This is a genomic window from Ancylobacter radicis (assembly GCF_018449475.1).
Lineage (GTDB): Bacteria > Pseudomonadota > Alphaproteobacteria > Rhizobiales > Xanthobacteraceae > Ancylobacter > Ancylobacter radicis.
On the sequence record NZ_JAHCQH010000021.1, the window covers coordinates 292,359 to 305,275 of the forward strand.

Genomic DNA, 12,917 nt, shown 5'->3' on the forward strand with positions numbered 1-12,917 from the left:
TTACCTCATGCTCGAATGCGGTTGGGCGGTGCAGAAGGACGTGGAGCCGGCCGGTTCCAGCGACCTCTCGCCGGCGAAGATCAACGAGCTGCTGCGCTCGAAGCTCGGTGCGGTGCGCCGGCCGACGGACGGCTCGGGGGCGGGCATGGAGACGGGGAAGGATGCCAGTTTGGGCGAGGGCTTGAATGAGGGCTCCGCCACGCAGTCGATCAGGCGGTCGATGACCGAGAAATGATCCCGCCAGCGCGGCACGCTGAGCCGGGCCAGCTTGGCGAGCTGCGCCGCGCGATCCTCGGCATTGGGGGACGCGTATTCCTCGATGGTGCGGGCCCAGCCGAGGCCATCGATCGGGTCGAGGTAGCGCGGCGCGTCGCCGGCAATGTCGCGAAATACCTCAAGTTCCGAGCAGATGACCGGAACGCGCAGCGCCAAAGCCTCGAACAGCGGAAGGCCGAACCCTTCGGCGAAGGAGGGGAACAGAACGGCGCGTGATTGGCGCATGAGCCAGCGCAGATGCGCGTCCGGCAACCGGTTGCATTCCAGCACATGGTCGCCGAGCTTGCGGCAACGCTCGATGATGTCGACGACGTTCTCGTTCTCCCAGCCCCTGCGACCGACGATGATGAGCTTGGGCGCCTTGGGGCCGAGCTTTTCCACCAGCACCCGCCAGGCATGGAGCAGCACAAGATGGTTCTTGCGCGGTTCAATGGTACCGATGGTCAGGAAGAACGGGTGGGTGGGGACGCTCTCCATCTCGCCGCCCTGGAACTCGTCCTCGATGCCGAGCGGGCTGACCACGGTTTGCGGTACCGAGAGGCGGAGGCGTTCGGCGAAGGCGTTGAGCTCGTTCAGCGTGTTTCGCGAGTTGCACACGACGGCGTTGGCGGAAGAGAGCACGGTGCGCATCCGCATCTCGTGCTTTTCCGCGTCGCCCGGCCGGACATATTCCGGGTGGGTGAGGGGGATGAGGTCGTGGACCAGGAACATCGGCTTCATGCGCTGGCCGCGTGCCAGGCTGCGCACGCCGCTCACCGAATTCAACCCCTCATGCGAGACGTTGAGATAGACGGCGCCGTCGGCGTGGCGCCGGCGCAGCAGCCGGGGCAGCAGGTTCAGGGGTGAGAGCAGCCGGCGCAGCGGGGGCAGCACGTCGGGCAGCGCCGAGCGCGGCGTCGACGGCGGTTCGAGATTGGCGAGCGAGCCAGTTGGCTGGCCCAGGAAACGCTCGATGGCGAAAAGCTCGCGCTTGGTGACGCGGGCTTCCGACAGCTTCCAGCGCAGGGCCAGCGTATCGATGAAGGCGGAGACGGTAGAGGCATCAAGATACCATGTCGTCGCCCGAAGCCGTGCGACGAAGGCGGCGCGGCCCTCATATTCGTGGCTCTCCAGCAGGTGACGCGCATAGGCGAGTTCGACGCGGTCGATGCCCGTGGGGGTGTGTTGTCCGGAGCGCCGCAGCAGGCGCGTGATGTCCAGAACAGCCTTCATAGTGCACTCTCCCACGCCGCAGCGGGCACGGTGCCGGCCCCCTCGGCGCTCGCCATCGTCAGGCCAAGTCCGGCCAGCAGGTGATCGCAGTGCGCGACCTCTTCCACGAGCAGACGCACCGCATCGCGGATGTGGCTGTCTTCATGGGTCGCGCTGATAAAGAAACGCAGGCGGGCCGAACGGTGCGGCACCGCCGGATGGATGATCGGAAGTACATTGATACCGCGTGCCAGCAGGCGCTCGGACAGCAGGACCGCCTTGAGCGAGTCACCGACCATTACCGGCACGATGGCGTGGCCCTCGGCGGTGCCGGTATCGAGTCCGGCCGCCTGCGCCTGCTCCAGGAAGGAGCGGGAATTGGCGGCGAGGCGGGCGATCCGCTCGGGCTCCTGCTGCATCATGGTCAGCGCGGCGAGTGCCGCCGCTCCGGCCGCGGCCGGCAGTCCGACGCTGTAGACGAAGCCCGGCGCGGTTGCCTTGAGGAAGTCGATCAGCGTTTGCGAGCCGGCAATATAGCCGCCGCAGGAGGCGAGCGACTTGGATAGCGTTCCCATCCAGATGTCGACGCGCGAGGCATCGACGCCGGCATGTTCGGCGATGCCGTGGCCGGCCGCGCCCAGGACACCGACGCTGTGCGCCTCATCGACCATCAGCCACGCGCCAAAACGCTCCTTGAGGGCCACCAGCCGCGCGAGGTCCGGCATGTCGCCGTCCATCGAATAGAGCCCCTCGACCACGATGAGGGCCCGGCGGCTCTGTGCCCGCTCCGCCAGCAGCAGGGCTTCCAGCGTATCCAGATCGTTGTGCGGAAAGCCGCGACGCCGGGCGCCGGAGAGTTCCGCCCCAACGATGATGCTGTTGTGGATCAGCGCATCGTGGAACACGACATCATCGGCGCCCAGCAGGCTGCCGATGGTCGCGACATTGGCGGCGTGACCCGAGACGAAGACGACCGAATCCTCGGCCCTGTGGAGCCCGGCCAGCGCCGTCTCCAGTGCGCGATGGAAGGGGCGCTCGCCGGCCACGAGACGGCTTGCCGACACGCTGGTGCCATAGTGCGCGATGGCTTCCTGCGCGGCGTGGCGCACGGCCGGATGCGCATTGAGGCCGAGATAATCATAGGAGGCGAAATTGATCACCTCGCGGCCATCGATCCGGGTGGTCGCGCCGGCGCAACCTTCATGGGCCCGGTAGAAGGGATTGGCGATGCCCAGCACGTCGCCGGCCGTTCGCATGATCTTCAACTCCTCGAAACCGGGAAGCGTCTCGAAAGAGGTATCATAATACTGTGTCGGTGCGGCGCTGGTGTCCGCAGGGCGGCCACGCATCCGGGCCAGAAGCGCGCTCCTCGCAATGCCGTCGAGACGGGTATCCGGCGCGCTCATCGCAGGAGGCTCCCATCCCGGCGCATCTCGGCGGCAACGCGCGCCTTCAAGACTTCCACCGCTGCCGGCTCGACCCGCAAATGCCGGCCCGCCAGTTCCGCCGTGTCCGCGGAAAGATGGAGGCCGGCGGCAAGGATGGGCTCGCCGGTGCCGGTCTCGACCGAGGGACGCAGCTTCCGCAGCAGCTTCTCGCCGACATTCTGCAGGCTGGCCCCGGCGCCGAGGCCGAGCATCGGCAGGGCCACCTTGTGGCGGCGCTGCATTTCCATGTCCAACTCCAGCGCCATCAACGAATCCATGCCGATATCGCCCAGCGCGCGCGTGGGTTCGATGGACTCCGCCGGCAGACGCAGGATGCGGGCGACTTCATGGGTGAGCAGGCGCATCACCGTGGCGCGGGCCTCGGTGTCGCTCTGGTCGGCGATCAGGGTCAGAAGGTCGCCATCGCCCGCGCCTTCGATGGTCTCCTCGGGCCCCGGCCGGAGCGCCGCAAAGGCGGCGCCGCGCATAACGGTGAGTTCGCGTGCCGCACGCCAGTCGATCGGTGCATGAACATGCGCCGCGGGCGTGTCCGGGCTGCCCAGGGCCCGGCCAAGCTCCTCCAGCGCGTCGGCGGCGCTGAGCATGCCAAGACCAAGACGGCGGCTGAGTTTTTCCGAGGTCGCGCCATCGCGGGCCAGCACCCCCACATCGGAGATCGCGCCCCAGGCCATGGCCAGCCCCGGGCGGCCCTCGCTGCGGCGCCGCCGGGCAAGCGCCTCAAGATAAGCATTTGCAGCCACATAGGCGGACTGGCCGGGGTTGCCGACCAGCGTCGTGGCCGACGAGAACAGCACGAAATAGTCGAGATCGAGTTTCGCGGTCGCCGCATCGATGTTGCGGGCGCCGTCCACTTTCGGACCCAGTACGGCTTCGAAACGGGCCCGGTCGAGGTCGCGGATCAGGGCGTCGTCGAGGACCATGGCCGTGTGGATGATACCGGCGATGCGGCCATGCCGGGCCAGCATCCGGGCGATAAACTGATGGCAGGCCTGACTATCGCGAATGTCGAGACTTTCAGCCGTCACCTCGGCCCCGTCGAACTGCAACGGAGGTTCCATGACACCTTTGCGCGAGGCAGTGACGATGAGCTTGGCACCCTGGCCGCCCAGCCAGCGGGCCGCTTCCCGGCCGAAGCCGCCCGTGCCGCCAATGACGAGGTGGACACCCTCTGCGGCGCGGAACGGGGTGGCCGGCGCGGTTGAGGCGGGCAGGGAGGGCGGGCGGATGAGGATTTTCCCAATATGACCAGCGCCTTGCATCAACCGCAGCGCGGCGCGTACGTCGTTAGCGGCAAACAGCCGGTAGGGCAGGGGACGCAGAATGCCGCGTGCGAACAGGCCGGAGAGTTCCTCCAGCATCGCGCGCACCAGTTCCGGCTGGGCGGCGATGAGCTGGTCGGCATCGACGCCGAAATAGGACAGGTTGCGGGCGAAAGGGCGTAGTCCAATACCGGTATTGGCGATGAAATCGCGCTTGCCGAGTTCCACGAAGCGACCGAACGGCTTGAGCGTGCGGAGCGACAGTTCCATCGCCCGGCCGGACAGAGAGTTCAGAACGACATCGCAGCCACCCTGCGCGCGGACCTCGTCGGCAAAGCGGGTGTCGCGGGAATCATACACCGCGTCGGCGCCCAGAAGCCTTGCCAGAGCTCGCTTTTCCGGTGATCCGGCGGTGGCGATGATGCGAGCGCCGCGGGCGCGGGCGATCTGCATCGCGGCCATGCCGACGCCGCCGGCGGCGCCGTGGATCAGCACGGTCTCGCCGCTGCGCAGCCGCGCGCATTCGACAAGTCCATACCAGGCCGTGAGAAAGGCGACCGGCAGGGTGGCGGCGGCGTCCAGCGAAAGGCCGGCCGGGACCGGCAAAGCGGCGATGCTCGGTATAATGGTATGGGTGGCGAGGGCGGCAGGCGCGAAGGCCATCACCGCGTCGCCCGGCCGGTGCGAAGTGACATCCGGGCCGACGCGCAGCACGCGGCCGGCGCATTCGAAGCCGAGGCTGGGGCCGGCAAAACCGTTCTCCAGCATCTCGTCGCCGATCAGTCCCTGCGCGAACATCACGTCGCGGAAGTTCAGCGCGCTGGCCGCAATCTCGATCTCGACCTCGCCCGGACCGGGCGCGCGGCGCGTCTGCGCCCGCCAGTGCAGGCGGTCGAGCGCGCCGGGCCGATCCATGACGAGCCGCAGCGAGGAGGCGCCTCCGGCCGGTGCAGGCTTCGGCGTCGGAGCCAGCCGGATCGCGCGCAAACCCTTGTCGTCCAACACTAATTCGCGCTCGTCGGGCAGGCCGGCAAAGGCGCGTGCGAGGTCCGAAGCGGTGCCTTGGTCGATCAGCCGGAGGTTCAATGCTACCAGCTTGATGTCGAGGTCGGGATACTCGTTGATCGCCGTCCGGCCGAAGGCCCAGAGGGCGGCGGCGCGGGGGTGGGGGCCGAGCGGATCACCGTCGATCAGGAAACGCAGCGCCGGCGGGGTGGTGCTGGCGCGCAGCGTCTCCAGCAGGCGGCCGGCCTTGTCGAGCGCCTTGGCGAGCGAGGCGGCGCTGTCTCCGGTCAGCGGACGGTATATGAGCACCGTGGCGCCGGGAGTGGCCGGGTCGCCGTCGAGTTCGTGGCCATGTGGCGCCACGAGGCAGCTGGCGGCGTCGTTGGCCAGCAAGGCGAGGGTCGCCTGGGTGAGCGTCCCGCGATCCGGTTCCTTCCGGTTTTTCGCTGGTGTAACAAACACTTCCGTGGTGCCGCGGGCACCCGCGAGCAGGCGTCCGCGCGGCCCCGTCGCGCCCTCAAGGGCGACCAGTCGGGCAAAACCGAGCGGCGCGAGGGCCAGCGAGAGCAGCGCGCCGCCGGGGCGCAGGGCCTCGATCAGCTCGGTGCCGGCCTCGCTGAGCGGGTCGAGGCGGCGGCGCGGATCGGCGTGGATGACAAGATCCACGTCCATGCCAACCGGTTGATCTGCAAGGACAATATTCGCAGTCGGGCGAATGCGGTCGGCAAGATGGGGGCGGGCGGCGGCGTCTGACGGTATGATGGTGAGTTGGACGCGGCCATCTTCGGCGAGCGGGCGCAACGCGTCGTAGACGAGGCCATGGCGCTCCACCAGCAGCACCGAAAGCGGGCCATCGCCGGCACTTGCGGCGGTCAGAACCGCCGCCTGTTCGGCCAGCGCGCGGGCCCCTGGAGAGGCGGTTTCCCAGTGGTCGATCAGGCCAGTGAGGTGGACGATCGGGCCAGTGTGACCGAGCAGATCGGGCAGGTCGGCGGCGAGGCGCGCGCCGATGGCGATCTCCGCCGCCCGGTCGGGGGCGATGGCGGCGATTTCGTGCAGCAGCGGCTCGGGCGCCGGCAGGTCGCTGTCCGCCGTGACCTGCCATCCCTCTTCCGCGCTGTGCCGGGCGAGGCCGCCCTCGGCCAGCAGGTCGAGCAGGGTGAGGAACAGGGGGCGGCGTTCCGGGGCCAGCCGCCCAGTGGCCATGAGGCGATCGACCTCCACCCGCTCGCCGGCCCGTGCCTCGTCGCCCGCCACCGCCATGACGGCGCGATGGGCGATGGAATAGGCCAGCGCGTCGGTCAGCAGCGCGTCGTCATCCGGCGCGGCGGGCGTGGCTTGGTCGAGATGGGCGGCGAGCCGGGCGCCGGCCTCGCTGATGGCGGGGCCGACCGGCACGAGGCTCTGGCGGAAATCGCAATCGAGTTCCGGCGTGCTCGACAAAGTGAGGGCGCGCAGCCGCACCGCCTCCATCCGGGCGACGGTCGCGCCGGCGCTGTCGCGCAGCACGATGTCGAGTTCGAGCGAGCGGGGGCTGGCGCGGCGCACGGTCAGCACCGCCTGCATCGGCGCCGTGCTGCCCAGCACCTGCAGCGCGCCGAAGCGGACCGGCACGAAGGCGGTGCCCGACGGGGCACTGGCATCGGCCGCCATGACCAGGCCGTGCAGCGCGGCGTCGGCGCGCAGGGGAGAAAGAACAAAAGACGACTCGCCCACACAATTGTTCTGCGTGGGCTCCGTCAGATCGAGGGTGATGCGGTCGCCCCGGCGCGCGGCCCGCTGCACCAGCCGGAAGGCCGGCCCGTAATCGAGGCCGAGCCGTGCCGCCCCGGCATAAAGCGCCTCGGCATCGAGCACCGTGTCCGCCGGCTCGGCGGAAGCGTCCTGCGCGGTCGCCGCGCGGGCGCTCTCCTCGGCGGAGAGTACCCGGCCCTGGCCGTTGAGCGTCCAGTCCTCGGTGCCGCGGGTGCGCGAGGAAATCGCGACATGGCCCTCGGGGTCGACATAGACCCGCGTCTCGACGCTTTCGCCCGGCGTCAGGCGCAGCGCGGCGAGGATGTCGAAATCCTCCAGCAGCAGGTGCGATGTGCCGAACAGGGCGCGGCCGGCGGCGAGCGCCATTTCGGCGATGCCGGTGGCCGGCACGATCACGCTGTCACCGACCTTGTGGTCGGCGAGGAAGGGACGGGATTCGATGTCGAGCGCGCCGCGCCATTCGCGTCCGCCCTGCATCAGCCGGGCGCCGAGCAGCGGGTGGTCGGGCGCGGCGCCGCCGATGATGTCGACGGCCTCGCTGGTGCGCGGCGGCAGGATGCTCTGGCGGTTCCACGGGGTGGCCGGCAGGGCGAAGCGGCCGGGCAGGGCGGCGGGCCCGAACAGGCGTTGCTCGTCGACCTGCGCGCCATTGACCAGAGCGGCGAGCAGGGCCCGCTCGATCGGGTCCTCTTCCGTCCGGTCCTTTTCCTGCAAGGAGGCGAGCACCACACCCGCGCGGTTCTCGTCGGCGAGGATTTCCCGCACGAAACCGGTGAGCACCGGCTTGGGGCCGATTTCCAGGAAAATGCCGATGGCGGGATCGCGCGCCAGATGGCGCATCGCGGCGTCGAACATTACCGGCTGACGGATATTGTCCCACCAGTAGCGGGCACCGAGGCTCGCATCGCTCACGGGCGCCCCGGTGAGGCTGGAGATGAAGGGGATGGTGGGGGCGCGCGGCTCCAGCAGCTTCAGCGCCTGAAGAATCGGCTGCTCCAGCGGGGCCATGGCCGGGGAATGGAACGGGTAGTCGATGCCGATCCGCTTGCCGACCACGCCCTGCCGGCGGGCGAGGCGCAGCACGGCGTCGACGGCGGGCGTCGGCCCGGACAGGGTGATGCCCTTGGGCGCATTGAAGGCGCCGATCACCACTTCCGGCTGGGCGGCGGCGGCGATCAGCTCCTGGGCGCGGGCGGGGCTGGCCATGAGGAAGGCCATGGTGCCGGCGCCGCGCGTCTCGCCCTGAAGGCGGCTGCGCCAATAGATGAGCTGGGTCGCGTCGAACAGGCTGAGCGCGCCGGCGATATGGGCGGCGGCGACCTCGCCGACGCTGTGGCCGATCACGGCGGCGGGCCGGCAACCGGCCTCCATCAGCGCGCGGGCGACCGCCACTTCCAGGGCGAAGATCAGCGGCTGGACCAGCTCGGTGGCGGCCAGCGCGGTCTCGTCCGGCGGCTGGCGGAAGGCCTGCGCCAGCGACCAGCCGGCGGTCGGCGCGAAAATGTCGTCGATCTCGTCGATCGCTGCGCGGAAGGCGGCGCTGGCCAGCCATGCCGCATGGCCCATGCCGGGATATTGCCCGCCATTGCCGGTGAAGACGAAGGCGACCTCATGCCCGCCCGCGCCGGCGATGCCGCGCAGCAGCGCCACCTCATTGCCGCCGCGCGCGATGCGGCGCAGCCGGGCCGGGGCCTCGGGATCCTCGATCGAGACGGCAAGGCGGTGCGGCAGGCGCGCCCGGCCATGGGCGGCGGCATGGGCGAGGCGGGAGCGTTCGATTTCGCCATCGAGCCGTTCGGCATAGGCTTCGGCAAGGCTGGCCAGCGCCTCCGGGCTCTGGGCGGACAGCATCAGCACGCGGGCGGCCGGCGCCGGGGGCGGGGCGGGCAGTTCGTCCGCTTCCGGCAGGCGGATCACCGCATGGGCATTGGTGCCGCCAAAGCCGAAGGAGGAGATGCCGGCGAGCCGGGCGTCCGGGTCCAGCGCCACCGGCGCGGCGGCCGGGGCGAGGTTGAGCGCGGCGAAGTCGATGTTCGCGTTCAGCGTGTCGAGATGCAGCGAGGCGGGAAGCTGGCGCCGCTCCAGCGCACTGAGCGCCTTGAGCAGGCCGGCAAGGCCGGAGGCGGGCTCGAGATGGCCGATATTGGATTTCACCGAACCGATCGGCAGCGGCGCGGAGCGCCGTCGGCCCAGCGCCTCGCCCACGGCGCGCGCCTCGGCGGGGTCGCCGACCAGCGTGCCGGTGCCATGCGCCTCGATGAAGGCGAGCCGGTTCGGGTCGATGGCGCGGGCGGTGTAGAGATCGTCGAGCAGGCGCTGCTGGGCGCGGCTCTCCGGCATGGCGATGCCGACCGTGCGCCCGTCCGAATTGGTGCCGGTCGCCATCACCACCGCGCGCGGCGTGATGCCGGCGCCGGTCGCGCCCTTGAGCCGGGTGAGGATGGTGACGACGCCGCCTTCCGAGCGGACATAGCCATCCGCCGCGCCCGAGAAGGGCCGGCAGCGGCCGGTCGGCGAGAGCATGCCGGCGCGCGAGAAACCGATGAAGTTGAACGGGCTGGTGAGCACGTTCACGCCCGCCACCACGGCGGTCTCGATCTCGCCGCTCTCGATCGCCTTCACCGCGCGGTCGAAGGCGACCAGCGAGGAGGAGCAGGCGGTGTCGATGGCCAGACTCGGCCCGGTGAAGCCGAACACGTGCGAGATGCGGTTGGCGATGATGGAGAGCGCGTTGCCGGTGACGAAATGCGCGTCGGCGGCGCCGATATCGGTGACGAAATGCAGGGAATGGTCGAGCGAGGAGGCGCCGACGAACACGCCGACCGGCGCCCCGGCAAGGCGTGACAGCGGCAGATTGGCGTCCTCGAACGCCTCGCGCACCAGCTCCAGCAGCAGGCGCTGCTGCGGGTCGATCTGCTCGACCTCGCGCGGCGACAGGCCGAAGGCGCCGGCGTCGAAGCCGAAAATGTCGTCCAGCACGCCGGCAGCGAAGCTGTAGGCCCGGCCGGGCACGCCGCGGCCGGGGTGCAGGAAACGCTCGCGCGACCAGCGGTCGGCCGGGATTTCGGTGACCGCGCACTCGCCCCGTGCCAGCAGCGACCAGAATGCCGCCTCGTCCCGCGCGCCCGGCAGCCGGCAGGCGCAGCCGATGATGGCGGCGTCATGGAGCGGCTGGGCCAGCAGGGAGGCTTGGTCGGCATTCGCGCCGGTCGCGGCATGGGTCAAACGACACCTCTTTGGCTGCACCGGAGACACGTGTCCGGGGGCACGGCGGGCGGCGCCCGCGCGGGTCTGGCCGGGGCGGGCGGCGCTAGCTTTCCACCCGGTCATGGGCCGGCTGATCGGGGGCTGGCGCCGGCTCGTCGGCGCGCCGGCTGGCGTCGATCTGCTGCTGGATCCGCCCGCCAATGGCGGCGGACCAGGTGGCGAAGTCATATTTGCGGGACACCCGCGCGAGGCCGGCCTCGGCCCGCGACGCCCGCAGCTCCGCATGTTCGGCGGCCTCGAACATGGCGCGCGCGGCGGCGTCCACATCGGGGATGCCCCATTGGCCGATATAGCCGCGGCTCGCCAGATATTCCGGCGGGGTCGGGGTCTGCTGCACCGGCACCAGGAAAGCGTTGCTCTCGTCGCAGAAATCCTGCGAGCCGGAATAGTCGGAGACCACCACCGTCTTGCCCGCCAGCATGGCGTCGGCGATGACGTAGCCGAAGCCTTCCGAGCGGTGCAGCGAGACCATGGCGTCGGAGGTCCACAGCAGGGTCCAGTATTCCTCGGGCGTCAGATTGCCTTCGAGCACGCTGATGCGGTCATCGCCGGCGATGCGCTCCTCGATCTCCTCCCAGTAGGAATCGATGTTGCTCCAGTGGCCGGGATTGACCTCGCGGATCTTGATGATGAGCCGGGTCGGGTGATCGCTGTGCTCGAATGCCTTCTGGAACGCCTTGACCACGTCGAGCGGGTTCTTGCGCACGATGGAGGAGCCGAATTCCGCCGCGGTGAGGAAGATGAACTCCTCCGGGGAGCGGCGGAAGCGGTCGAGGAACGGCACATAGGCGAGCGGGCGGTGCATGCCCTTGTCGACCACGCTGACCGGCACCGAGGTGATCTTGCGATAGGCATCGGCGACATAGGTGGTCGGCGCCCAGATCTCGTCGACGGCAACCGCGCCGAGCGCGTGGCTGGCCGGCGGGCGGTCGCTTTCCCACAGATAGAAGCCGATGATGTGCGCGTCCTCGCAGATGCCGGCGAAGCGCGACAGCATCTCCGGCGCGCGGTCGGCATTGACGCAGAGCACCACCACGCGGGCGCGCACGCCGATGGTGGGGTTGTAGTCGACATCCGGGTTGAGGCAGGCCCCGTCATCGGCGTTGAAGACGAGCGGCGAGAAGTTGGACAGCGCCTCCACGAACATGGAGAGGTTGCGCCCGACGCCGGTCTCGTTGGCGTGGCCGATGATGACGAGGTCGCGCATCGGCAGGTCGTCGGCGGGCTCGGTGCCCTCGCCCTCGATCCGGCCGGCGGCCGAGAGCACGCCGAGTTCCGGGGCGCGCGCATAGACATCGCTGCGCAGCCGGTCGCGCCAGAAGTCCGCGCCGCGCTCGGCGATGGCCACTTCGGGCATCGCCACGCCACTGATGATGGCGATCAGCGCGAGATCGAAGCGGGTGAAATCGCCCGTGCCGCCGGCCCCCCAATAGGCGCGCCAGACATGGGGCGTGAAGGACAGCCGGTTCGGCTGCGTCACATCGAGCGCCACTTCCCGGAAGGAGGTGAGGCGTACGAAGTTCTCCTCGCGCATCCGCCCGCCAAGGCCCTGATCCTCCAGCAGGAACAGCCAGTACCAGCTCCAGGGCAATTCGCGGTTGCGGTACATGTCGGCCGGGGCGGCCAGCGAGCGGCGCAGCCCGTCCGAGACCAGGCTGGCATTGTTCTTGTCGGCGATGAACGGGGCGGTGGCGAATTTGTACTGGACCAGCCGCAGCCCTTCCTCGGTGAAGATGTCGATATGCGGATAGTGGCGGCGCCAGAAGGCGAACAGCGTCAGATTGATCTCGTGCTTCATCACCCGGCGGTTCATCACCGGCTCGCTGAGCAGGGTGCGGATCTCGTCGGTCAGGCAGAACACCTGGCGCTTGTAGCTGTCCTCGAAGACGTCCGAGACGATCCAGTTGGCGACCGACTGGCCGCCGGAGAGCTTGGTCTGCTGGCCGAGGCGATTGGCCATGTAGCGGGTATAGACCGAGGCGCGCCAGCGGGCCGGCGGCTCGTCCGACTTTTCCAGACGGCGGGCGATCTTGGGGATGTCGTGCCAGATGCGGTGGCGCAGCCGCGCCTCGCGGGCGACACCGCCGATATTGGCGATGAAATCGCCGAGTTCCTCGCGCGCCGCCGGGTCGGGCCAGAACGCCACGCCGGAGACGGGCCCGGCATAGGCGCTCGCATGGGCGCTGGAGCCATTGACCGTGAGCAGCATCTGGCGGTGCGCGGCGAGGCGATAGCCGGTGGCGTGAATCGGCAGATAGGCCTGGGGAGCGGTCTCGCGCTCGAACACCACGACGCCGTCAATGATGAGCCGCAGCGTCACCGGTCGGGCCAGATCGCTCCGGTCGAAGCCCCAGGCGACGGCCTGCCCGTCCTCGACGAAAATACCACCGACCACCGGCTCGTCAGCCGGTAAGGTCAAGTAATTATGCCGCGCGGAGATCAGCTCCAGCGCATTGGCAAGATGTTGTTCCTGATTAATGTCGTCGCCGCGCGCCAGCCTTTCGCGCAGATCCTCTGCCAGGGAGACCAAACCCTCCTGTGCCGCGTCGCGTCCTACCTGGCGCCCGAAGGTCTCAAAGTTCATGAATCGCCCCACTTATTGGCAAGAGGATCGGGCGATGCCGACCGCCGCACTCCGCCGGAAAGCCTCTCGATACGCATGAGGTGTGCATTGCAGCATCAAAAGCAAACCCGTGTCCAGTTATAAGTTTATGTA

At 69.4% G+C, this 12,917-nt stretch carries 4 protein-coding genes; all 4 read right to left on the reverse strand.

What is annotated here, in order from left to right; translation table 11 throughout:
• Positions 1 to 1,488: a glycosyltransferase family 4 protein gene (locus KIP89_RS17595; RefSeq protein WP_213756885.1), complete on the reverse strand. Its 1,488-nt coding sequence runs from the start codon at positions 1,486 to 1,488 to the stop codon at positions 1 to 3.
• Positions 1,485 to 2,873 (reverse strand): aminotransferase class I/II-fold pyridoxal phosphate-dependent enzyme, encoded by a 1,389-nt coding sequence (locus tag KIP89_RS17600; protein ID WP_213756886.1) that lies wholly within the window; start codon positions 2,871 to 2,873, stop codon positions 1,485 to 1,487. The genes KIP89_RS17595 and KIP89_RS17600 overlap by 4 nt, the downstream gene beginning before the upstream one ends.
• Entirely contained in the window at positions 2,870 to 10,159 is a 7,290-nt protein-coding gene (locus KIP89_RS17605; RefSeq protein WP_213756887.1) for a type I polyketide synthase, read from the reverse strand. The genes KIP89_RS17600 and KIP89_RS17605 overlap by 4 nt, the downstream gene beginning before the upstream one ends.
• 85 nt (positions 10,160 to 10,244) lie before the next feature.
• Positions 10,245 to 12,785 (reverse strand): glycosyltransferase, encoded by a 2,541-nt coding sequence (locus KIP89_RS17610; protein WP_213756888.1) that lies wholly within the window; start codon positions 12,783 to 12,785, stop codon positions 10,245 to 10,247.
• Between the last annotated feature and the right edge of the window lie 132 nt (positions 12,786 to 12,917).